This is a genomic window from Phocaeicola plebeius DSM 17135 (assembly GCF_000187895.1).
GTDB lineage: Bacteria > Bacteroidota > Bacteroidia > Bacteroidales > Bacteroidaceae > Phocaeicola > Phocaeicola plebeius.
Genome location: NZ_DS990119.1, coordinates 322,266 through 346,390 on the forward strand (window position 1 = coordinate 322,266; position 24,125 = coordinate 346,390).

A 24,125-nucleotide genomic window follows, 5' to 3' on the forward strand; every position below is an offset into this window, starting at 1 on the left:
GATTCATTTGTTCAGAAGTGTCATAAATCCAGCTCTCGCACTATTTCAAGCGTATCATCCGACTCCTTCATCTCGAAAAAACGTGCGTGAGGCTCTGCTCCGCCATTGGGATAATGAAGTGTCATAATCAAACGTCCGTCGAAAGTCTTGAACAACATGGCATGTCCTCCATGTTCCCCATACAGAGGAGAAGGCCTGTGCTTCCAGGGCCCCCAGATACTGCCCGAAACCGACACGGCCGTAGACACGGCATATCCTCCCGGTCCGAAACTGGACCAGAGCATAATCAGCTTTCCATTGGCATTGCGGTGCAGGAAGCAGCCGTCGGTCACGTAGCCTTCCACTTCCTTGCCCTTATACATATCCAACGATTGTACCCAGGAAGCATCTTTTGCCCTGAACATCGTCACCGGGGTTCCTTCTGGCGTGTACAAATCCTCCGACAACGGCAACAGTTCCATCGTGCCGTCTGTCACTTGCGTCCACTCATGGCAGAACACCATATATGGTTTTCCGTTTTCTACATATAATGTGCCATCGAGCGACATCCAATCAGCTGGAGTGTGAGGCTTACCCGTCAACGGCACAAAAGGTCCTTCAGGCGTATCTGCCACCAAGAGGGCAGTTGCTCTCCGGTGTAAGAACGGACGACCGGGAAATTGTTGCGGAAGGGGTGACTTCTCATTGGTGAACGTAGCAAACAAATAATACTTCCCTTTATATTCATGCATTTCTGGAGCCCAGATGCCATGAGAAGCATCTGCCCACTCACTATCCACTGACTCATATACCATGTAAGGACCTTCCCACGTTTTCAAGTCCCGACTTTTATACATCTTCAAGCCATGCTTTCCATTCGGGCGGTCTGCTTTCTGCCGGGTAGCACAATACAAATAATAGGTCTGCGTCTTTTCATCCGGAAAAATATAAGGGTCGCGCACCGCAATCTCATGAAGCGAATGTTTTCTTACCTGAAGAGGGAATGCGGCACCTTCCTTATATTCAAAATAGTCAAAAGAGACCTTGTTTCCTGACTTCTGCCCGTTGCTGCTGGCATACATTCCAATAAACGGACCGATGAAGCCACCTGCATGGTTGCTGCTGTTAATCGTGGCATCCTGCGCTTCACCCAGTGCCATCATCTTTTCCGGCTGACTGCCCACATAAAAACGATAGCTTTTACCCTGTGCTACCACCCACAGACAAACTTGCTTATCCTTATAAGGAAGGGAAGCCATTACCATCTGCCTTCCTTTATCAACCTTATACAACAGCAAACTATCCTTTCCGTGCCGACGTTGTTTCACCAGCCGATAATGATTAGCCCCGTTCTGCATAAGAATCAGACCGGCTTCCTCCCCTTCACGCGCTGGTTTGAAATGCATCATAGCAGAGGCGGTAAAATTAAAATGCTGTATCCGTCGTGCTATCAACGAAGGGTTGACCGGCTCTTTAACCGACTCCGGACGCAATTGCAGCATCAGCTTGCCGTCTGCCAACTCAAACCAGCGAGTATAAGGAGTACGAAGAAAGTTCCAGCAATTACGCAATTCCGGTGTGTCAAAATCATCTCTTACCGGCTCTAGAGGAAAAGGATGAGGGCGGATACCCGTTGCTTTCTCTACCGATAACACACGTCCTACACCCGGATTAAACACCGGCCATCCGTTTTGAAACTCAACCGGAGTAAGGAAGGTTTCTCTACCCAGCATCGTAAAGCCATCCAATGGACGGACTCCCAACATCACCGACCACCATTTACCTTCCGGCGTCTGAACCAAATCGGCATGCCCCACCGTCGTAATATCGGCCTGCTTTCCCAAAAAACGATGGGTAAGCACGGGATTGGCAATGCCCGGTACATAGGGTCCCATTACCGAGTCTGCCATAAAAGCCGTAACGGCATGGTTATTCCAAGTGCCTCCTTCTGCCACCAGCAGAAGATACTTTTTCCCTATTTTATACAAATGAGGAGCTTCCGCAAACGGAGCATTCACGGCATGTCCGGTAGAAATAACTTTGCGTTCCCCCACCAGTTTCCCTTGCTGCAAATCTAATTTCTGGATGTAAATACGGTCTTCATTGGGATAACGGTCCTGATTTTTAGTTCCATTGATAGAACCAGTGTACCAGCAAGTACCGTCATCATCAAAGAACAAGGAAGGATCTATTCCCGGAGCATCCTTAAGGAATACCGGTTCCGACCACGGTCCGGCAGGCGATTTCGCCGTGACATAAAAATTTCCTCCTGCCTGCTGCGCGGTACATATCACATAAAATACTCCTTCGTGATACCTTATCTTAGGAGCCCACAAACCGGCAGAATGTTTCAATCCCGCTTTTAAATTCAACTGTGAGGGACGGGCCAGCACATGTCCTATCTGTTCCCAGTGCATTAAATCCTTGCTATGATAAATGGGCAGTCCGGGATACCACTCAAAAGAAGAGGTAACCAGATAATAATCCTCACCCACCCGACAAATAGAAGGGTCTGGATGAAATCCCGGAATAATCGGGTTCCGGAACGTAGTAAGGGCATGCAACTGAAAAACCAAACATAGCCCTACAAAGAGATGTAACAATCGTGTATTCATACTCATATTTTTAATTCTGAAGAGTCATTAAGTTAATCAACAATTTTCTGGCCACCACATTGGCAGTTTCATCTCTCCGATTTAAAGCCCGCACAATATCCAGTGTGCTCAAAATGATTTCTCCCTTTCCCATCTTTAAAGAATGAAGAGCAGAGAAGACCTCAGGCTTATGTTCCGCCACCGCTGCTACCAGACATTTCCCATTCATAATACGCAATGCCTTACGCTGCTTATGGTATTGTGCCAGAGATTGATACTCCCAGTTGAATGCCGTATTACAAGGCAAGCCGGAGAAATACAAGTTTTTAGCTACCGCATAATTTCCACCGAACCAAACGGTCCGCAACGGTACACAACCACGATAATCCAACACCTCTTTTTCAGCAAGAAAAGCTGAAACTTTATCTGCATCTCCTAAAACAAGGAGTCTCCCTCCTGCCTTCACCCATTCCAACAGCTCGCTTCGGGCTTCAATTTCAGGCATAGCCAATTGACGGTCATACGCTCCAATCACAATTACATCCGGATGAGATTTCAGTATCTCTTTTGCAGTAGAAGAACGGAAAATAATGCCCGATGATTTCAGGGCATTCGAAGTATGTCCAAGACTGTCATCCAATAATGCAACATCCAACGAAGAGTCCATTTCATGCAAACCGACCGCATACAATTTATCCATTCCCTCGGCTTTTACTTCGTTACCTTTACACAAGAAGGCCCTCACCACAGTGTATCCCTCCTCACGTGGAGTAATTTTCACCTCCTTCACCAACAACTGTCCATACGTATTTCCTCCTTCCAGTTTTACCGCATAAGTCTTTTCAAAGAAAACTCCTTTATTATCACTGCATGTTACAGACAACCGATACTTTCCTTTCAGGTTCTTCTCATTCACCACATAGAAATCAGCTATGGCCGTATCTCCTCGCTGCATCACCTTGTTTCTTAGTTTGACAGCCACATACAAAGGTTGATTATAATGCGCCAAAATATGAGTATCCCCTTTCGGATGACGATAAGCATCCACAATACCGGAATGATTTTCAATCTTGGTTTCCTCCCATCCATTGACCGCATAACAGTCTACCACATTTCCAATACGGATATTTTCAATAATCCGTCCTTGATAATACATCGCTACATTACCAAAAGACCGGGTAAACGCATCTACATCGGGGAATGCTTTCTGAAAATCCGGATGCGTTTTTAGAAAAGTATCAAAAGCTTCATACTGTGCTAAATATGCATCGCCATCCCAGCCAGTAAGATTACCATTCTTTTCGATTTCTTCTTTTATCAGCTGTAAGCGGGGCGGAGTTCCGATAGCCCCTTCTTCACCCCACATGACAATTTCATGCAGATTATCCGAATTTCGGAAGATACCTTCTCCGGGACCTTTATAAAAACGGTCACAATATACCCCTGGGCCATCGGGGAAATGCTGATCCCACCAACCTTGCTGATACACAGTCGTATCATAAGGCCGCATAAAAGACTTGACAGGTGAAGGAGTGACCGGACACTTTCCTCCATGCAATACTTTAAAGAAATTGCTGGAAGTATAAGTGATATGCCGGGTTTCATCCTGCGAATGGAATAATTTCAAATCTTCTATCTCAAAAGGAAGAGGCTGACGGTTGGAAATCTCATTAATCATATTGTATATAATCAGCGAAGGATGACTTCTGTCTCTTTTCATCATCCGGAGAAACCTCTCTCTATTCAAGGCCTGAAGCGATACATCTCGGGTATTACCTCCTGTTTTATATCCTCCCGGCTCTTCATAATAAAGCAATCCTAATTCATCGGCCTTATCTAAAAGCACTGTCTGTCCTATTCCCCGATGGAAATTCAGCATATTAAGTCCGAGCTCCTTTGCAAGCCTGATTTGACGTTCGGCCAACTCGGGAGTAGGTATTATTCCATTCACTGGCCAGAATCCCCACGAAATAGCTGTACGCAATACGATTCGTTTCCCATTCAACTGAAAATAACGACCATCTTTACTGTCTTTTATCTCAAACCACCTGAATCCAAAACGTTTCCGGACCGAATGGGAGCTTCCATCCTTTCCATTCCAGTCTATTTGAAGCCAATAGAGGTTCGGGCTTTCCGGACTCCACAATTGTGCTTTAGGATATTGTAAGACAAATGAATAATACTCATCCAGTTTATCTCCGTTGACACGGATACTTTTATCATATAAAACCTGATTATCATCAGAAGCCGGGAAAAGGCGGAAGCGTAACTCCCCATCCGGAGACTTCTGATTTAACAGGTTATCCACCTTTACCTTCGCACAAACGGTAGTTATCTGCGGAGTATTTTGCACGAACACATCACTGATGTAATTAGGGTCTACCCACTCCAGTTCTACTCGTCCGGTTATTCCTCCAAATCCATGACTCGGAGTAATTCGTCGCTCTCCCCAAAAATGCGGATTAAAATCAGTCCAGGTAAAATTTCCATCAGGATCTATTATCCTCACCGCCAACGAGTTTTTCTTTCCGGCCAACACGTAATCCGTAATATCAAAATAAAATGGAGTGCCAAAAGCTTCATCTTTTCCTACAAATTTCTGGTTGACAAAAACCTCAGCACAGAATCGTACACTTTCAAATTTCAGCAGCAGGCGTTGGCTACTTTTAATATGAGGCAGTAAGAAATCGGTACTAAACCAGGAAACCCCAGTATAATCTCCTGACAATCCAAACTTTTCACCAGATTCCATTCCCCAACAATATGCTTCTACTGTAGCTGGAATACGAATCTGTTTGCCCTGAAAAGGAAGTTGTTTCCATCCGCATAAGGGAGCGGAAGCATCTGCAACGACAGGGGCCTCCTTATCAAGCCACAATCTCCAGTCATTTAAGGACAAATCTATCTGTCGAGCTTGCAGACTTGCCCACAATAAAGAACTAAACAGGAAAAATGCAAATAATCTTTTGTGTTTCATATACTTATAAGATTAAAAAAGGTAGCTGCCAAAGCCACTTTATCAGTGACCATGGCAGCCAAGAAACCTAACTTTAATTAAAAAATCAGGCTGAAACTTAAGATAAGAACAACCATTAATGCAAAAGAAATACCCCACCAGAAACCTACTGAATTATACCATTTGCTACCTAAGCCGTCCTTCAGGTTAGTCAAGTCTTTCAAATTCAGCACCAGACCTGAAGAAACCTGCTCGGCTTTCGGCTTAGGAGTGAAATGAGCGGAAACCATACAGGTAACCATTGCTACCGCCCAGACAATCAGTCCCTGGTTGGCAAAAGGCTTGACAAACTGTGCAAAAGCCGTATGCGAATCGGCCAAAGGACCGAATTCCAGATACTTCAACAGAATACCGACCACAAAAGACACGATTACCGCAGTCAGAGCGTCCTGTCCGTTAACTTTCTTCCAAAGCATACCTATCAGGAAGATGGCCGAGAACGGAGGAGCAATAAAGGTATACAGGGTCTGAATGTAGACAAAGATGTTTATCTTCGTCATGGCCAGCAATACCGCCAAAGCGATAGACACAATAAGAATAATGGCACCGGCCCATTTCCCTACCCTTACCTCCTGCGCTTCCGTAGCCTGACGGTTCACGTAATGCTTGTAAAAATCAAGGGTAAAAATAGTTGAAGTAGAATTCAACACCGAGCTGACAGTACTCTGAATAGCACCAAACAAAGCAGCCAACAGCAAACCGGTCATAAAGGGTGGAACCAGCTTGGAAATCATCATAATATAAGTTTTGTTTGCCTCTTCACTCATTACCGACCAGTTGCTGGAGAACAGGAAATCAGGTTTCATCACAAACCAGATTAAACCGGGAACCACCACTATAAACGGCAACAGCAGTTTCAGGAAGGAAGCAAATACCATTCCCATTCTGGCATGGTAGATGTCTTTTGCAGCAAATACTTTCTGAATCATGTGCTGATTGATAACTGTGTACCACAAACCGATATAGAAGAAAGAGAACACCCAGTGAGTCCAGGGCGTAGTGGTATGATTAACTGGCTGCAACACCGACAAGCGGTTGTAGCTATCGCCTTCCGCAGAACCTGCCAGCATGTTCACCACATTTTTATTCAACCATTCAGAAGCCCATCCGTCATGACACTGGTTCACATTAATCATTCGGGAAAAGCCGTCTACAATACTTCCATCCCCAATGTACGACAAACCCAGGAAGGTAACCATGAGTCCCCCCATAACCATAATGACAATGGTAAGCACATCCATCCAGGCCACCGACTTCAGTCCTCCCCATATCGCCCATACACCAGAAGCAAAAGCAATCAAGAAGATAGAGATGAACAATCCCCAGTTAGGAATATATCCAGCTGTAATGGAAGCAATATCCAGTCCCATGAGTTTATTGAAACCTAAGGCTTCTTCTACAATCAGTCCGCCTCCATAAATTACAGGAGCCATGAAAGCTGTTACATTTGCCAATATCGTGATAAAGGCAAACAAGAGGCGTATTTCTTTATTAAAACGCTTTTCCAGAAATTCGGGTGTGGTATACACCTTTGAGCCCAGCAGAAAAGGAATAAACAGCCAGATAAGAAAGGAGAATGCAATGACAGCACTCCACTCTGGCGTGGCCACTACAATTCCATACAATACCGCAGCTCCAATCATTCCTAAAAAGTGTTCAGTACTGATATTGGCTGCAATATAGGAACTCCCTACCACATACCACGGAAGAGTCTTACCAGCCAGAAAATAGTCGGATGCAGCCTGTTTCTTGCTACGTCCTACATACCATCCAATAAAACTCAAGAAAAAGAAATACCCAAAAAAGGATACAAAATCAAGCAGTTGAAGATCCATATTACATTATTTTACAGGTACAAAAATATCACCATCGCGCTGTGGCACAGTGAACGAGCATGCAACAGAGTTGTCTGACACACGCTTCATTTCTTTATCGAAAGCAACTGTCACATCAGAATTCCCGTAAGGATTATATACCACGGTTCCTCCCTCAAATTCTCTTTTCCAGCTTCCGTCCGTCTGACGCTGTCCCTTTGCCAATGGCTTGCCTAAATTCACATCATAGAATGAATACCAGTCATGATAATGGTCTGGAGTGGGCAGAGGATTCGGATCGCCATACAGCACATATCCGTCACTCATCGTAAGGCCCAAAGTCGTAGTGGCACGCATTCTGCGCAAGTCTTTCCGGTTTCCCCACACTTCCAGACAGTTCACCTGAGGTTCCAGGAAATTCTCTTCATAATATTGCAGTGCCTCTTCTATCTTACTCCAATTACGCTTGTTCACGTCTTCCTTGGAATACAGTTTAAGTCCTTCCACCGGCATGCTGAGAGAATCTATCGGGTTCAACTCCATAAATGCCCCGTTGATATAGTCTTTATACCTCATACCGTCTTCTATGTCATCGTGTATATTGACAATAATCAACTTATCTTTTCCGATGGCCTTACGAATCCGCTTGATGACTTCCAGGTTACCGCTCCAGTCGAGCATGATACCATCGTAAACGCCGCATTCCACTGCGATTTTAGCCTGACGCGCTATATTGTCAAGAAGTCCTTCATTCTTATAGTCAAGCAGATAGAAAGGCTCCCATCCTCCTAACCAGCCCTTCTTGATGTTTTCATTCTCATCACGAAGCCACCAGTCACTGTCTTCCGGCAAGAAGCTCATCGGCGCATCCCGCCATCTCACTTCGAACAGACACACCATATTCGGATTCAGTTCCTGAAGCCGACGGCGATTCTCTAATGCGTGTGACAGACTCTCCTTGGTAAACTCCGTAGCAAGACCGTGATATTTATGATCCCATGTAAGGCCTAAAATCAAATCTACCCCTTCTCCCAGCTGGCTCAGCGGTTCTTCCCACATCAGGTCATGCTTGGCACAAGCTTTGATTCGATTTTCTTCCGTATCAACCGGATATTCCGGCATGTCAATATTATACCATGCCATAAAAGCGGAAGGATAATCACGCGAATCCACTCTTTCTGCTAAGGATTTCCTGTCCATCTTCACAGATGAGCAGGAAACCATGCACATAGCAATAGCTAATAATCCATAACTAAACAAACCTTTCATCATATCGTTGTATCTGAATTAGTCATGTGACATATTCGTTTCTTTTCCGTCCATTTGCAACAATGAAACTACCGGGAAAGGCGTATGTCCTTCTTTTATATAGCCTTCCATAATTTCAACCATTTCAGGATGTTCTTCTTTGACATCTTTCTGTTCAGACACATCGTCTGTCAAACGATACAGAGAAGTTTCTACCGGTTTTGCACCCTTTCCCTGACGTACATTCAATTTGATGTACTTCCAGTTATCAGCTACCACAGCCTGTTTTCCTCCTTCTTCATAGAATTCGAAATACAGATATTTATGTTTTTCTTGTTTAGCAGTATCACCCAGCAGTGTAGGCAACAGTGACAAACCATCTATCCCTGCCGGTTTTTCCACTTTGGCGATGTCACAGAAAGTAGGCAGCACATCCCAGAAAGCCGACAAATGGTTGCTGGTAGAACCAGCTTTCACCTTACCCGGCCATTTTACGATAAACGGAGTGCGGATACCACCATCCCACATGTCACGTTTCTTTCCTCTGAGATCTGCATTGCTGTCAAAGAAATCAACCTTGTGCCCGCCTTCCTGGTGAGGGCCGTTGTCGGAAGCAAACATGATGATTGTATTGTCGGCTAGACCTTCTTTTTCCAGGTATGCCACCAGATCACCCACCTGCTTATCAATAATCTGCATCATTTGTGCAAAGCCTTTTTCCACTTCCGGCCAGTCTTTGGCAGCAATATCCGCATTGTACGAAGGAACCTCACATCCGTTAGGAGCCGCTTCGTTGTTGGCATGAGGTAAATTCAGTGCATAATAGATGAAGAACGGGTTCTTCTTATTGTCTGAAATAAATTTCAAGGCTTCCTTTTCAAACAAATCCGGCGCATATTGTTTACGGGCATCCATTCTTGCCACTCCGGTACCTTCCGGCATATCGGCCCAGGGGTTGGTACCGTCTTCTGCCAAAGCTAACTTATTACCGGTAAGTTCCTCTTTTACTCCGTTTCTATATAAGAATTCAGGGAAGCAGTTGTGTGCATGCCACATGTTCAGATAGCCGTAAGAAAGGTCGAATCCTTTGCGCTGCGGATCATCCAGCGGAATCGGATGGCCAATGCCCCATTTCCCAATTACAGCTGTTTTATATCCGGCACCTTTCAGCACACTGGCCAGAGTAGCCTCGTTGTCGCCCAAAAGCTGCGGTCCAGGCTGGTTACCTCTTACGGAAGTATGTCCCGTATGCTTTCCTGTCATTAAGCATGCACGTGACGGACCCGACACGGTTGTTCCACAATAATGATTGGTAAACAGCATACCGTCTGCCGCCAGTTTGTCGATATTAGGAGTTTCATATTTCTTTTGTCCAGTAAGACTTAAATCTCCCATTCCCATATCATCCACTAAGAAATAGATAATATTAGGCTTCTGTTCCTCTACTTTTTTCTGCTCTGCGCAACCGGTAGAAACGATTGATGCCAAAAGCATTGCTCCGCAGTATACTTTTCTATCCATAACGATTAATATTTAAAGTGTTTGATTTTCAACTTCACAAAAGAAGCGATTATAAAGCGTATACTTTATTTCTTTTGTACAGCATATTGTATTTTCTGTACACATCATCCAGAAATATTCGGACAATCAAGGCAACCGTACGATAGGCTAACAAATGCGTACACGCACACAAATTCCTTCTTTCTATCGCGCGTATTTTTGTCACATCATTATTCACTTAACGGAAATAACCATGAAACAAGTATGTAATCCGAAACTCGCAATGACTCCCCCGATGGGATGGAACAGCTGGGACTGCTTTGGCCTGGATGTGAACGAAGCGGAGGTAAAAGAAAACGCCAGATACATGGCGGCACATTTAAAAGAATTTGGATGGGAATACATCGTCGTAGATTTGGGATGGTATGCCCCGGGAGTAACCACTACCAATTACAAGAAAAAGAACATTCCCATGATAACGGACGAATTCGGACGTTTGATTCCGGTGGAAGAAAGATTCCCTTCTTCGGCAGGTGGAAAAGGATTCAAGCCACTAGCCGACTACGTACACTCTCTCGGACTGAAATTCGGTATCCACATCATGAGAGGTATGCCATGGATTGCAGCTGAAAACAAACAGGTCATCAAGGGAACAGATATTACCTGCAACCAGGTGGCAGAAGAAAATGACCAGTGTCTCTGGTATGGCAGCATGTACGGAATAGACTGTACAAAAGAAGGTGCTCAGGCGTATTATGATTCACTGATTGAACTATACACTTCGTGGAATGTGGATTTCATCAAAGCAGACGACATGGGAACCTGGGACGGTGACGGATTGAACTCTCCTCTGCGCACCGATGAACTGGAAGCACTGGCTGCATCCATCGAAAAATTTGGCAACAAGATTGTATTAAGCGTTTCGCCCGGTGCGGCCTATATCGGAAATGCCTATCACCTGAGCAGACATGCACACATGTGGCGAATTTCATGCGACTTCTGGGACAACTGGGAAGCGCTGAAAAGACAGTTCCCCCGATGTGCCGCCTGGAGCAAGCGAAAAGTAGCCGGACACTGGCCGGATGCAGATATGCTTCCCTTGGGAAAAATCGGTATCCGCGGAGAAGTGGGTGAAGCCAGAAACACCAACTTCACATACGACGAACAAATCACCCTGATGAGTCTCTGGTGCATCTTCCGTTCTCCACTGATGTTTGGAGGCGACCTTCCACAAACAGATGCTACTACCCTGAGTCTGATAACCAACAAGGAAGCACTCGAACTGAATCAGCATAGCAAAAACAACCGGCAAGTCTATGCTGATGAAGAACTGATTGTATGGACAGCCGACCATGAGAATGATTCCAAGCACTACATTGCTTTGTTCAACATCGGCGAGACAAGCCTCCAGCAAGAAAAAATAGCATCTTTCCTCAAAGACCAGCTTCCTATGCTGGACGTATGGAACCACAAGCTGATTCAAAAGGAGGATGAAATCACAATTGCTCCTCATGGTGCCTTATTGTTAGTAAAAGATTCCACTAAATAACTTAAGCCGATTATCATGGAAAAAACAATATCACCCTTCTCCAAGCCTCTCTACGTCATGACCAAACCCGTAGGTGCCATATGCAATCTGGCTTGCAAATACTGTTACTATCTGGAAAAAACGAACTTATACAAAGAAAACACTTCCAAGTTCGTGATGAGCGACAGTCTGCTTGAAAAGTTCATCGAGGAGTATATCAATTCACAAACCATGCCGCAGGTATTGTTCACATGGCATGGTGGAGAAACCCTGATGCGTCCACTGAGTTTCTACCAGAAGGTGGTGGAACTTCAGAAGAAGTATGCAAACGGAAGAACGATTGATAACTGCATCCAGACGAATGGTACCTTATTAAACGATGAATGGTGTGAGTTTTTCCGTAATAATCACTGGCTGGTGGGCATTTCGATAGACGGACCACAGGAATTTCATGATGAATACCGGAAGAACAAACAAGGCAAACCTTCATTTATGAAGGTCATGCAAGGCATTCACCTGTTAAACAAGCATCAGGTGGAATGGAATGCCATGGCCGTAGTCAATGATTATAATGCTGACTATCCTTTGGAGTTTTACCACTTTTTCAAAGAACTGGGGTGTCATTATATTCAGTTTACTCCAATTGTAGAAAGAATCCATCCTCATGCCGACGGAAGACATCTGGCTCATGTCCTGCAGAAAGAAGAAAAGCTGGCCGACTTCTCGGTAAGCCCTGAACAATGGGGAAATTTCCTCTGCACCATATTCGATGAATGGGTAAAAAATGACGTGGGAGAATACTTTATCCAGATTTTTGATGCTACGCTGGCTAACTGGATGGGAGCCCAACCGGGCGTATGTACCATGGCTCCTACTTGCGGACATGCAGGGGTGATGGAATTCAACGGCGACGTATACTCTTGTGACCACTTTGTGTTTCCGGAATTCAAGTTAGGAAACATCTACGAAAAATCGCTGATTGAAATGATGTACAGCGAAAAACAGATTCAATTTGGCCAGCAAAAGAGAGATTCCTTACCTAACAAATGCAAGGAATGCAACTACTTGTTTGCCTGCAACGGGGAATGTCCTAAAAACCGGTTTCTGACCACTGAAGACGGTGAACCGGGACTAAACTATCTCTGCAAAGGCTATTATCAGTTCTTTGACCACGTAGCTCCCTACATGGATTTCATGAAAAAAGAACTACTGGCAGAACGTCCACCCGCCAATGTGATGAAATGTCATACTATTTAATTTACATCCTCTAGCATAGGTAATGAAACCTCTGAACAGAGGTTTCATTACCCATATCTATTTCTATTTTATCCTCATGAGCCAACCAACCGATAGCGGCTCCGAGTTCCATATCAGACAAATGACTTTCGGTTCTCAACTCTGTATAACTCCAATAATATCTGGTATTCAACAAATTCCATATTAGACCTGCATTTTTTTCTATTTCATACTTATTCATACACAAATGACTTAATATTAAACAATAACTTTTTGAGTTTTTCGGAAAACATAACAGACAACTTGAATAACAAATTACTTTCTGCAGTATTTAAGAGATTGCAAAATAAAAAATATACCCTGCTATTCAACACCTCCACCAAGTGCATGATAAAGAGAAATGATTGCCTGTATCTTTTCTATACGATCTTGTGCCAATGTCAAACGGGCATCAAGCAACGACTGTTGAGCGGTAAGCACTTCAAGATAAGTAGATGAAGTATAACGTACAAGCAGTTTTGTTTTTTCCGTTGCAGCCTCAAGATCTGCAATTTGTTCCTTATCAAAACGAATACGCCTGTCGGCAGTCTGCCATCCGGTAAGAGCATTATTTACCTCATTTCCCGCATCAAGTAACGATTGTTCAAACTGCAGAACGGCTTCCTGCTGACGCGCTTTGGCTACTTTCAGATTAGCCACATTCGTCCCCTTATTAAACAATGGAGCGGCAAGCGAAGCTATAGCCGATGACAGCCATTTACCAGGATTAACGGTTACGCCGTTACCGTTGTTCGTCCAACCAAGTGTTCCTGAAAGTGTCAGACTTGGATAAAAAGCCGCACGGGCAGAATTGGTTGCATAAAAAGCTTCTGCAAGTGCTGCTTCCGCCTGTCGTACATCGGGACGATTGGATAAAAGCTGAAGAGGAATCCCCACCGAAATATCGTCAGAAAAATGCTGACTACTCAGTGTTCCTCGTTCAATCGTGTGAGCCGGTTCTTTCAGCAAAGCAGAAAGAGCATTTTCTGTTTCACTGATACTTTTACGAATGGTCTGTATAGAAGCCTCAAGTGCACTCCGGTTTGCCCGAGCCTGATGGACAGCTACATCATTTGACTTTCCCGCTTGTACGAGTGCTTCCAATGTAGCAATGGTCTCAGTCCAGTTAGCCAGTGTTTCATTGGATATATCAAGTTGTTCGTCAAGCATTAACAGTGTATAATAGCTTTCGGCAATAGTTGCCACCAGCTGTGTTTGTACCGCTTGTACATAGGCCCGACTCTGTTCGAAAGAGGCAAGAGCTGCACGTTTGGTATTGGTCATACGCCCGAAGATGTCCATTTCCCATGAAGCGGTTATCCCAAGATCATAGACATTCTTAGTCTCACCGTTGTAACGGCTGATACTTCCCTGTGGTGTCAAGCTGATTGATGGCAGATAGGACAAGCGGGCATTCTGCAATACGGCACGTGCCTCTTCTACCTGTAACCGCGCTATATCAAGGTCGGTATTGCGCTGCAAACCAATGGTTATAAGCGTTTGCAAGCATGAATCAGTAAACAATTCACGCCATGGTTTTGAAGCAATTGTAGAACTATCCGTCTGCGCCACCGCTGACCGATAAAGACTGTCCGTACAGATATCCAATTCTGGCCGCGAATAACGGGTATACAGTCCGCATCCATTCAGAATGGAAGCAGCGAGAAATAAAAACAAATAATAATGTATGTGCTTCATATTGTCTCTATTTTATTCTGTTTATTTTTTTCTTCGGCTGGAAATACTCCTGTAAATATTGAAAGACAATGAACAATGATGGAACTACAAAAAGTAACCCAATCGTCCCGAACAGCATGCCGCCTACAGTGCTCACGCCAACAGAAATATTTCCGTTAGCTCCTACCCCGTGTGCAAACATCAGTGGCAACATGCCAAAAATCATTGTCATAGAAGTCATCAGAATAGGACGTAAACGTGCTTTGGCTGCCCACATGGCAGCGGCAGGAATACTCATACCTTGACGACGGCGATCGGAAGCATATTCTGTCAGCAGGATGGCAGTCTTGGCCAGCAAACCTATAAGCATGATAAGCCCTGTCTGCATATAGATATTGTTTTCCAACCCCCAGAATTTAGCGAAAAGGAAACTGCCCATAAGCCCGAACGGAACAGACAAAATAACGGCAAACGGAATCATCAGGCTTTCATAGAGGGCACATAAAATAAGGTAGATAAAAACAATGCAAACAATAAATACCAATGTAGTGGTATTGCCTGTCGAAGCCTCCTCACGTGACATTCCTCCAAACTCATAGCCATACCCTTCAGGCAGCGTTGCCTTGGCAACTTCTTCAATTGCTTTCAAAGCCTGACCTGAACTGTATCCGTCAGCCGGTGTACCGGAAACACTGATGGCGGAAAAAAGATTGAATCGCGACAAACTCTCGGAACCATACACTCTTGTAAGCGTAAGATATTGAGCTATCGGCGACATCTCCCCACTGCCATTACGTACAAAGATATTATTCAGAGCTTCCGTGTCGAGACGATATTCCGGAGCAGCCTGCACCATGACACGATACAGTTTTGTGAAACGGTTCAGGTTGCTGGAATAACTTCCTCCCACATATCCAGCCAACGTGCTGAGTACATCTGCCGGTGATATGTCATTACGTTTGCATAAGGCTGCATCCACTTCTACCAGATATTGTGGATATTTGGTATCGAAGGTCGTATAAGCGCGAGAAATTTCCGGACGCTTATTCATGGCTTCAATAAAATTGTTGGTATATTGCAGTAAGTCGTCTATACTGCCCCCTCTTTTATCCTGAACATAAAGATCGAACCCGTTGCTCATTCCGTAACCTGAAATCATCGGACTGGTAGAAACGCGGATTGTAGCAGCCTTGATACTATCCGTACGGTGATAGATTTCATTCATTACAGAATTCACATCGTCACCTTTTTTCTTACGCTCGCTCCAATTTTTCAAACGGATAGTGAACGAACCGGCAGATGCCGACTGGTTATGAACGGCATCTTTTCCCGTTACTCGCGAATAGATCTTAATCTGTGGTATATCCCGTATAACTCTCTCCACCTCGTCCATTACATGCCCCGTTTCTTCCAAATTGGTACCGGGTGCAGTCTGTACATTAATGTTGATGGTTCCCATATCTTCCTGCGGTACAAGTCCGGTCTTTGTAATGCTCATTAACACCAGAAGTGCAATGACAGCTATAGCTATGCTCCCCACAGCAAGTTTCTTATGATGAAAAAGAAACGATACACCTGTCATATATTTCTGCTGCAGATGCCGGAAAGAGGTATCAAAGGCATAATGGAAACGGTCTGAAAATCCTAACTTTTCACCTTGGCCCACATTGGCACGAGGACGCATGATAAGCGCACAAAGTGCCGGACTTAATGTCATGGCATTAAGCAGCGAAATAGCTACAGCTACCGCCATCGTCAAACCAAATTGCGTATAGAAAGTACCGGTAGTTCCGCCCATAAAACTCACTGGAATAAATACAGCCATGAACACGATGGTCGTTGTCATCAACGCTGAAGACAATCCGCTCATTGCGTCGACTGTAGCTGTATAAGCAGATGTATACCCTTCTTCAAAACGGGCCTGCACAGCCTCGACAACCACTATACTGTCATCAACCACGGTACCGATAACGAGAACCAGAGCAAAAAGTGTCAATAGATTCAGGCTGAACCCGACAATATAAAGGAAAGCAAATGTGCCTATGAGTGATACGACAATAGCCAGCGAGGGAATCAGCGTAGCACGGAAATCATGCAAGAAAAAATAAACGACCAATATTACGAGCAGTATAGCCACAAATAATGTCTCCACCACATTGGCAATGGAAGCATCCAGAAAGTCCTTGGTACTCGTTATATCAGCCAATACCATACCTTTGGGCAACGATGCAGATATGTCAGCTGTTACTTTATCCATTTCTTTAATAATCTCGTTCGCATTCGAACCGGAAGTCTGAGCTGTCATACAGTTAGCTCCCGGATGTCCGTTTGTCTCACTGAGCATAGCATAATTTTCGGCACCCATCTCTATACGTGCCACATCCTTCAAACGCAACACATCACCACTAGGTAAAGACTTGATAACCATATTACCAAAGTCTTCTTCTTCCTCATAACGCCCCCGATATTTCAGAACATACTGAAACGTATTGGCCGATTCCGCACCTAGTGTGCCTGTAGGAGACTCCACATTCTGTTCGTTCAATACCGTTTCAATATCAGAGGGCATCAGTCCATACTGGGCCATACGTTGCGGATCAAGCCAGATTCGCATTGAATAACTGGCTCCCCAGATATTGACATCGCCCACGCCGGCAATACGCGAAAGACGCGGTTCTATATTGATTTTCATATAGTTTGTCAGAAAATTCGCATCAAAAGAATCATCTGGCGAATAAAGCGAGATGGCTTTCAGGGAGTTGCTCTGCCTCTTGCGTACGGTTACACCAGACTTCGTAACCTCGGCCGGCAACAATCCCTGCGCCGAAGCAACACGGTTCTGCACATTCACTACCGACATATCAGGATCTGTGCCCTGCTTGAAGTAGACATTGATGGAAGCTGAGCCTGTATTGGTTGCAGTAGAAGTCATATACATCATGTTTTCCACACCATTCAACTCCTCTTCCAACGGGGTAATGACACTCTTCATCACTGTTTCCGCATTGGCTCCGGTATATGTAGCAGACACGTTTACTGTTGGCGGAGCAATGTCAGGAAACTGTTCTATAGGAAGCTGGCTCAAGCCGATAAGTCCTACGATAACTATGGCAACGGAAATTACACCCGATAATATCGGGCGGTCTATAAAGGTTTTGACAGTCATGACTTACTCCTTTCCTTGCTTGATATTTACATTTACACCTTCCTTCACCAGTCCTGCACCTTCGGCTATAATCACGTCGCCCGGCTGTAAGCCTTCCTCTACCACATATTCCGTACCATTATTCAGCCGATAAAGCGTAACCGGAGCAGACTGAGCCTTACCGTTCACCACTTTATAAACAAATGTCTTGTTCTGTAATTCGTAAGTGGCACTCTGCGGAATAACAACAGCCTGTGCCAACGTAGTAGGTACCATAACCGTTGCACTGCCTCCACTACGCAGCAATCCCCTATCATTAGGAAAATCTGCACGCAATATTACTGTTCCTGTACCAGTAGTGACAATGCCGCTCACGGCCGAAATGTGCCCCTTTTCGCCATACATCCTACCTCCGGCCATCTGTAATTCTACGTCCTCCATTCTCTTCATAAACTCATCCAATGAACCATACTGTTCTGTCAATGATGTTATTTGACTCTCATTCAACGAAAAATAAGCATACACATTACTATCATCCGATAATGTTACAAGCGGTTCACTGATACTGCTGCTCACCAACGCTCCTACACGATAGGCAATCATGCTTGCAATACCATCAACCGGACTTTTCACTTCTGTATACGAAAGATTATTACGGGCACTCATTTCCTGTGCCTGTGCCTGCGCCAATGCAGCCTCAGCAACAGTCAATTCGTTTCTGGCGGCATTGAGGTCGTAGTCCTGTACCACGTTCTTTTCCCGTAACACCTCAGTACTTTCAAGATTAAGCTTAGCGGTAGCCAGATTAGCCTCTGCGCTTTTCACATTAGCTGTAGCCTCGGCCAATGCCGCCTGATAAGGCACTTGGTCAATGACAAACAAGACCTGACCTTTCCGTACTTTCTGACCTTCATCTATACAGATACGTGTAATAAGCCCGCTCACTTGCGGACGAACCTCAACCACTTGTTGCCCATCCAATCGGGCACTATACCCCTGCATCAACGTACGGTTTTCCAGTTTCACGGTCAGAGTTTTATAATCGGACGTCTCTTCTTCTACCGTCCTACTCTTGCAGGAAGCTATCGACAAACCTGCAAGAACAATCAACAAAGTTTTATGATACATAATGTCCCAACTATGGTTTAATTCTGTTTTCGTTGTCACAAAAATAACCATCTGTCATAAGAGAAATCTGTCTTGTCATACGAACGGGGGTCAACAACCGATTTTTGGTGGTGAACGAATGGAATGGAATTTTGTTTTCAAAATAAAAGAGCGTAATTTTGCACTATCCAGTCAATGAGACAGATACAAGAATTTTATATTTTGCATTTATGAAAAAGAGAACAATTATCACAATGGTTCTGGTAGGAATCCTCGGCTTGGCACAAGCCCAAAACAACTCCATAAGTGACAAACACTTGCAGTCTGTAACAGCGATAAGTCGCGTATTAGGAGACGGTAGAAAAGTTGAAACCGTTGTACTTCAATACGACACTCCAATTAGTAACAAAAGTCTTTCTGCCGAAAGTTATCGTGTAGAAGATAAGGAGGTGACACGCATATATGCCAACAATGTTCCCGAACGAGCACAACAAGGAGCAGACGGACAGTATGTCATCATTGAAGTAAAGGCAGAAGTAGATTTGAATGCTCAGCCTCAAATGCCTACCGAGGCTGACAAAGAAAAGAAACAGGAACGCGATCGCATGCAGGGAGGTCCGGGATTACGTGCAGGATGGAGCACCGGAGGAAATGACAAATATCCCGGTAATGCCGTAGTAACGCAAACCGCCGATATAAAAACCAGTGCAGGAAAAACCTACAAGGCAAACACCTTGCCGATAGAAAGTACTTCCGAGAAATGCCTCGTTGCAGATGATTTCAGACAAGAAGAATTTATAAGTCCGTACACCGGACAAGTATTACCTTATAATATATACTTGCCGGAAGACTATAATCCGGCTGAACAATATCCTCTGGTACTCTTCATCCACGATGCGGGGGTGGCCAGCGGAGACGTCACGCACACTCTTTATCAGGGGAACGGTGCGACTTCGTGGGCAGAGCCGGAAGCACAAGCACGTCATAAGTGCATTGTTGTTGCACCGGAATATCCGGTCATTACGGTAGATGATAACTGGAACTACAGCCACCACCTTGATGCTACCATTGCTTTATTGAAAGAGCTCCAGACTAAATATTCCATTGACCCGAAACACATTTATACCACAGGCCAGTCAATGGGATGCATGTCATCCATTGTGTTGATGTTAAAAGAGCCGGATCTGTTTGCCGGTGCACTACTTGTAGCAGGAAAATGGAATCCTTCCCTAATGGGGCCGTTGGACAAACAGAACATCTGGATTATTTCATGCGAAGGCGATACTTCGTCCAATTCATTACAAGGACAAGCCGTAGATTTGTGGCGTAGTCAGGGTAGCAAGGTAACAGAAGCGACATGGGATATGACGTTGCCAAAGGAGCAACTCTCCGAGGAAGCCAACAAAATGCGTGCTGAAGGCAACCATCTGCTGTTTACCCATCTTACAGGCGGCAATCATCGCGCCACATGGTTCGTGGCATACGGCATAGGAGGTGTGCAGGATTGGCTGTTTGAGCAGCATAAATAATAAGCATCCCTTTTTCAAGGAAAAAACAGTTTATAAAAATGAAAGTCTGATGAAAAATGCAACGCTTTACATCGATCTGGCATTCTGCTTCATCCTATTGCCATTGGTAATATATGCATTCCCGGTGGAAAGATGGTGGGGCACATATCCTTTATTTTTCTGTTCGTTTGTCGGATGGCTGTATGTTACCTATTTTTTATACAAATACTTCATTATTCCCAGGCTGTTTCTGAAAGGCAAAAAGCGTATGGTAGCACTGATAACGGTGCTACTCTCGCTGTCTGTCACCTTCTTTTTTTCAGCCTACGAAATAACATCACCACTTTACCACGTCCATCAGCAACAACGTGAGATTTCTCCGTATCCCAATTGGGGAATCAGGCAGAACCAACAGGCGATATGGCTACATTACATTCTGGTTGTCATTTTTTGTTTTGCTGTAGGAATGCTAAAAGAAGTATACAGACAAAAGCTGGCGCGAGCAGAAATGGAATATGAGCGTAACAGGGCGGAACTCGCACTCTATAAAGCACAGATAAATCCGCATTTCCTCTTCAATACGCTCAACACGCTCTACGGATTGCTTATTACCCAGTCTGACAAGACAGAGGTAACTCTCGAACGTTTTATCAACCTGACCAAGTATATGTACAACAATGCCAACCGGGAATTTATCCCTCTGGCGGAAGAAGTGGATTACATCGGACAATACATAGCTCTTCAGAAACTGCGATTGAATGAACTGGCAGACGTCCGTTTTACACACGATGTGGAGAGGAAAGAAATTCCTATTCCCCCTATGATGCTTATTACATTCGTGGAAAATGCGTTTAAATACGGAATATCTTCCAACGATCCTTGCTTTATACATATCCGGCTTAGCCAACAGGCTGATAAACTATATTTTGAAGTAACGAACTCTACATTCGACCGTGAAGTGAAAAGTTCCGGACGAATGGGTATAAAGAACTGCCGTCGCAGGCTTGAATTATTATATCCCGACCGCCACCGTTTAGACATTGAACAGGGAAATGAAGGGATATTCCGTGTCCGACTTGAAATAAAACTGGAAGAAACAGCATGAAAGTAATAGCCATAGATGACGAACCCATTGCACTGAATATCATAGAACGGTATTGTGAACGCCGTGGAGGTATAGTGCTGGAAACATATAGCAAGCCACGCATGGGAATGCAACGTATCCGTGAATGGTTGCCTGACATCGTACTGCTCGACATTGAGATGAACGGTACGTCCGGCATTGAACTGGCCCGGCAACTCCCATCGTCTTGCTGCCTGATATTCACCACCGCATACGCACACTATGCATTGGATGGATTTGAAGTAAACGCTGTGGATTTCCTACACAAACCATACTTCTACGAGCGTTTCGACCGCGCCATGCAAAAGGCAGAACAATGGTTACGCATGCACGATTTGCTCCGCACATCCGAATCTGCCACACGTCAATTCATATTAAAGTCGGAATATAAGAATGTAACCGTTTCTATAGATACGATTCTGTACATTGAATCTATAGACAATTACGTCAAGGTACATCTTGCAGATGGTACGTCCGTGCTCTCCAAAATGCCTCTGCGTACAATTGAAGAACAATTACCGCAAGAAGAATTTATCCGAATCCATCGCTCATTCTTAGTATCCCGTTGCCGCATTTCACGTTTCTCGCGGTCTGAAGTTACACTGACTAAAGATGAAAAGGTACTTCCAATCGGTAAGAAATATCTGGATAATGTAATTCAACAACTAAAAGATTGCTAACAACAAACTGCCTTTTCTTTCATTTTCTTTTTGATAATCTTATTCCAATAAATAAATGTTAGAAATGCCAGTACGGCTCCTGCGTAGCCTATGTCCGACATAGAAAAGTGTGTACATACCTGACCACCTATATAAGTGCCGCATGCTATTCCCAAATTAAAAATACCGGAAAATATTGACATCGATACGGATGTAGCTTCGACTGGTGAGTTGTTTATTGTTTCAGCCTGCAATACCACGTTAGAGGCTGTAAATACCATTCCCCACAAGGCACACAACAGGATAATGGTTAAACAGCAACATGCAGCGGCTTGAAGTAGCATAAGACAACCAAAGATACCCAAAAGTACAAAGTCTGTGAACTTGTAAGGATTCTTATTATAAAATCTGGAAAAAGCAAGACTACCTAATATACCCATGGCGCCAAATATTACCAATGTGACCGTAATCCAGTTATCCTGTAGTCCTGCAACCTGTTTTAAAAATGGCTCTATGTAACTATATCCTGTGTAATATGAGGTAGCGATAGCAAATGAAATAATAAAAAAATCCAACAAGATGGACTTTCTAAAAAGGAACGGTAGCTTTTGCAATGAAAAAGTTCCGCGACTCGGTACTTTCGGAAGCATCAACATAAGGTAAATCATGAGGACAAAAGCAAATATTCCTATGCAAAGAAATGTCATCCGCCATCCAATATGCAAGCCTATGATTCTACCAATAGGTAATCCAAATATCATAGCAACTGACGTGCCGGTTACAATCATGCTCAATGCAAGCGATTTATATTTCTCCGGCACAGTTCTTACGGCCAGTGGCGAAACAATAGACCAAAATATAGCGTGAGCACACGCCACGCCTATTCTTGATAACATCAGCATGTAATAACTTGTGGATACTGCTGAGAGAAGCTGAAATCCTACAAACACAAAAATTACAGTGGAGAGGAGCTTTTTCATCTCAAATCGGGATACTACAATCATAAGAGGTAACGAAAGCAGCATGACTACAAAAGCATAAATTGATATAATCATTCCAGCTTGAGCTTCTGTTGTCAAAAAGTCATTCGCAATATCTGTCAAGAGTCCTATCGGAATGAACTCAGAAGTGTTAAAGATAAATGCAGCACAAGTTAATCCTACCAGTGCCATCCAGTTTTTTGTCTGCATCATGTTACTCGTTCTCATTTTTTTGTTACAAAATTATACATTTTATCGAATCCTGATATAAGAATAAACAAAATATAGTACTAAAAGTATTAAATTCACAGCAACAAATATAACATTTAAACGGCTTAATCTTCCACTAATGACATCTATATGTAAATCAGATGTTTACTCAATTAAACCGGGACATCAGAAGCAGGAAAAAAAGAAAAACTCCCTCCTGCAGAAAGCCTTATGTTTTCTGAACACGAGAATACCTTCCATCGTTCCCTATCTGTATGTAGAGAATAACAGGGATGTAACGGTAAATGTCACCACCAAAGAGAATCTTGATTTCCTGTACCGCTCAGCCATGAGGTATGAATTCCGTTTTTTTGCTTCTGGCAACTATCCTCTCTCCCCCATTTTTATGTGGATTTAAAAACACCTAAGCATAAATACTCATTTATGCTTGAAATTTCCATGTTTTCCACACAGAAACCGTATGTTTCCGCCTTGAGAAACGTACATTTCACAGATGAAAAACATACGGCTTTCGTATGGGAAACATAAATAACATTTCCTCATGAGGCACAATTCAATGAAGCTTTTTCCGGAAACACTACAGATCAATTATTTTTCTTGTAATAAATCGCGCATATTTTTCCCTATCAGGACGCTGCCTGCATAAAAATCAGTGGGGCTGTTATCGCATACTTACATTTAATCAATATCCACAATTATGAGTATCCACCTCTACCGACACTTGAAAAGCCATCTGGTTGA

Annotated in this window: 16 protein-coding genes; 6 read left to right on the top strand and 10 right to left on the bottom strand. The window is 43.9% G+C overall.

Annotated elements, in window-relative coordinates:
- Positions 1-20: 20 nt before the first annotated feature.
- The 5 genes from BACPLE_RS19835 to BACPLE_RS02575 form a co-directional block, all read right to left on the bottom strand.
- On the bottom strand, positions 21-2,594 hold the full coding sequence (locus BACPLE_RS19835; RefSeq protein ID WP_316928350.1) for a family 43 glycosylhydrolase: 2,574 nt from the start codon (positions 2,592-2,594) through the stop codon (positions 21-23).
- 10 nt (positions 2,595-2,604) lie between these two features.
- Entirely contained in the window at positions 2,605-5,550 is a 2,946-nt protein-coding gene (locus BACPLE_RS02560) for a glycoside hydrolase family 2 protein (RefSeq protein ID WP_007558652.1), read from the bottom strand.
- A gap of 77 nt (positions 5,551-5,627) precedes the next feature.
- A complete protein-coding gene (locus BACPLE_RS02565) occupies positions 5,628-7,424 on the bottom strand; it encodes an SLC5 family protein (RefSeq protein ID WP_007558655.1) in 1,797 nt (598 codons plus the stop codon).
- Between the two features lie 6 nt (positions 7,425-7,430).
- Positions 7,431-8,675: a hypothetical protein gene (locus BACPLE_RS02570; protein WP_007558656.1), complete on the bottom strand. Its 1,245-nt coding sequence runs from the start codon at positions 8,673-8,675 to the stop codon at positions 7,431-7,433.
- A gap of 15 nt (positions 8,676-8,690) precedes the next feature.
- Positions 8,691-10,172: an arylsulfatase gene (locus tag BACPLE_RS02575; protein WP_007558657.1), complete on the bottom strand. Its 1,482-nt coding sequence runs from the start codon at positions 10,170-10,172 to the stop codon at positions 8,691-8,693.
- A gap of 232 nt (positions 10,173-10,404) precedes the next feature.
- Here BACPLE_RS02575 and BACPLE_RS02580 point away from each other — a divergent pair, with 232 nt between their 5' ends.
- Both BACPLE_RS02580 and BACPLE_RS02585 read left to right on the top strand, forming a co-directional pair.
- Positions 10,405-11,700, top strand: coding sequence for an alpha-galactosidase (locus tag BACPLE_RS02580; protein ID WP_007558659.1), 1,296 nt, complete (start codon positions 10,405-10,407; stop codon positions 11,698-11,700).
- Positions 11,701-11,715: 15 nt separating this feature from the next.
- Entirely contained in the window at positions 11,716-12,936 is a 1,221-nt protein-coding gene (locus tag BACPLE_RS02585) for an anaerobic sulfatase-maturation protein (protein WP_007558660.1), read from the top strand.
- Between the two features lie 10 nt (positions 12,937-12,946).
- Here the strand turns inward: BACPLE_RS02585 and BACPLE_RS02590 are convergent, their stop codons facing one another.
- The 4 genes from BACPLE_RS02590 to BACPLE_RS02605 form a co-directional block, all read right to left on the bottom strand.
- Positions 12,947-13,156, bottom strand: coding sequence for a winged helix-turn-helix domain-containing protein (locus BACPLE_RS02590; protein WP_007558661.1), 210 nt, complete (start codon positions 13,154-13,156; stop codon positions 12,947-12,949).
- 122 nt (positions 13,157-13,278) lie between these two features.
- Positions 13,279-14,652, bottom strand: coding sequence for an efflux transporter outer membrane subunit (locus BACPLE_RS02595; protein WP_007558662.1), 1,374 nt, complete (start codon positions 14,650-14,652; stop codon positions 13,279-13,281).
- A 7-nt stretch (positions 14,653-14,659) separates the two neighbouring features.
- Positions 14,660-17,797, bottom strand: coding sequence for an efflux RND transporter permease subunit (locus BACPLE_RS02600; protein WP_007558663.1), 3,138 nt, complete (start codon positions 17,795-17,797; stop codon positions 14,660-14,662).
- A 3-nt stretch (positions 17,798-17,800) separates the two neighbouring features.
- On the bottom strand, positions 17,801-18,904 hold the full coding sequence (locus tag BACPLE_RS02605; RefSeq protein ID WP_040312390.1) for an efflux RND transporter periplasmic adaptor subunit: 1,104 nt from the start codon (positions 18,902-18,904) through the stop codon (positions 17,801-17,803).
- A 209-nt stretch (positions 18,905-19,113) separates the two neighbouring features.
- Between BACPLE_RS02605 and BACPLE_RS02610 the strand changes: the two genes are divergently transcribed.
- The 3 genes from BACPLE_RS02610 to BACPLE_RS02620 are packed head-to-tail and all read left to right on the top strand — an operon-like array spanning position 19,114 to position 22,194.
- On the top strand, positions 19,114-20,412 hold the full coding sequence (locus BACPLE_RS02610; protein WP_007558667.1) for an alpha/beta hydrolase-fold protein: 1,299 nt from the start codon (positions 19,114-19,116) through the stop codon (positions 20,410-20,412).
- 49 nt (positions 20,413-20,461) lie between these two features.
- The gene (locus BACPLE_RS02615; protein WP_040312342.1) at positions 20,462-21,496 is read left to right on the top strand and encodes a sensor histidine kinase; all 1,035 of its coding nucleotides are present in this window, start codon (positions 20,462-20,464) and stop codon (positions 21,494-21,496) included.
- Entirely contained in the window at positions 21,493-22,194 is a 702-nt protein-coding gene (locus BACPLE_RS02620; protein WP_007558670.1) for a LytR/AlgR family response regulator transcription factor, read from the top strand. Before BACPLE_RS02615 ends, BACPLE_RS02620 begins: the two co-directional genes overlap by 4 nt.
- Here BACPLE_RS02620 and BACPLE_RS02625 read toward each other — a convergent pair.
- Positions 22,191-23,366 (bottom strand): sugar transporter, encoded by a 1,176-nt coding sequence (locus BACPLE_RS02625; RefSeq protein ID WP_007558672.1) that lies wholly within the window; start codon positions 23,364-23,366, stop codon positions 22,191-22,193. The two genes, BACPLE_RS02620 and BACPLE_RS02625, sit on opposite strands and share 4 nt — an antisense overlap.
- A 136-nt stretch (positions 23,367-23,502) precedes the next feature.
- Between BACPLE_RS02625 and BACPLE_RS02630 the strand changes: the two genes are divergently transcribed.
- Positions 23,503-23,781, top strand: coding sequence for a hypothetical protein (locus BACPLE_RS02630; RefSeq protein ID WP_007558674.1), 279 nt, complete (start codon positions 23,503-23,505; stop codon positions 23,779-23,781).
- The last annotated feature ends 344 nt before the right edge of the window (positions 23,782-24,125 follow it).

Coding starts and splice junctions, on each gene's coding strand:
- BACPLE_RS02610 (WP_007558667.1), top strand. CDS start 19,114: ATGAAAAAGAGAACAATTATCACAATGGTTCTGGTAGGAATCCTCGGC.
- BACPLE_RS02565 (WP_007558655.1), bottom strand. CDS start 7,424: ATGGATCTTCAACTGCTTGATTTTGTATCCTTTTTTGGGTATTTCTTT.
- BACPLE_RS02580 (WP_007558659.1), top strand. CDS start 10,405: ATGAAACAAGTATGTAATCCGAAACTCGCAATGACTCCCCCGATGGGA.
- BACPLE_RS02615 (WP_040312342.1), top strand. CDS start 20,462: ATGAAAAATGCAACGCTTTACATCGATCTGGCATTCTGCTTCATCCTA.
- BACPLE_RS02560 (WP_007558652.1), bottom strand. CDS start 5,550: ATGAAACACAAAAGATTATTTGCATTTTTCCTGTTTAGTTCTTTATTG.
- BACPLE_RS02625 (WP_007558672.1), bottom strand. CDS start 23,366: ATGATGCAGACAAAAAACTGGATGGCACTGGTAGGATTAACTTGTGCT.
- BACPLE_RS02620 (WP_007558670.1), top strand. CDS start 21,493: ATGAAAGTAATAGCCATAGATGACGAACCCATTGCACTGAATATCATA.
- BACPLE_RS02570 (WP_007558656.1), bottom strand. CDS start 8,675: ATGATGAAAGGTTTGTTTAGTTATGGATTATTAGCTATTGCTATGTGC.
- BACPLE_RS02605 (WP_040312390.1), bottom strand. CDS start 18,904: ATGTATCATAAAACTTTGTTGATTGTTCTTGCAGGTTTGTCGATAGCT.
- BACPLE_RS02600 (WP_007558663.1), bottom strand. CDS start 17,797: ATGACTGTCAAAACCTTTATAGACCGCCCGATATTATCGGGTGTAATT.
- BACPLE_RS02630 (WP_007558674.1), top strand. CDS start 23,503: ATGACATCTATATGTAAATCAGATGTTTACTCAATTAAACCGGGACAT.
- BACPLE_RS02595 (WP_007558662.1), bottom strand. CDS start 14,652: ATGAAGCACATACATTATTATTTGTTTTTATTTCTCGCTGCTTCCATT.
- BACPLE_RS19835 (WP_316928350.1), bottom strand. CDS start 2,594: ATGAATACACGATTGTTACATCTCTTTGTAGGGCTATGTTTGGTTTTT.
- BACPLE_RS02585 (WP_007558660.1), top strand. CDS start 11,716: ATGGAAAAAACAATATCACCCTTCTCCAAGCCTCTCTACGTCATGACC.
- BACPLE_RS02575 (WP_007558657.1), bottom strand. CDS start 10,172: ATGGATAGAAAAGTATACTGCGGAGCAATGCTTTTGGCATCAATCGTT.
- BACPLE_RS02590 (WP_007558661.1), bottom strand. CDS start 13,156: ATGAATAAGTATGAAATAGAAAAAAATGCAGGTCTAATATGGAATTTG.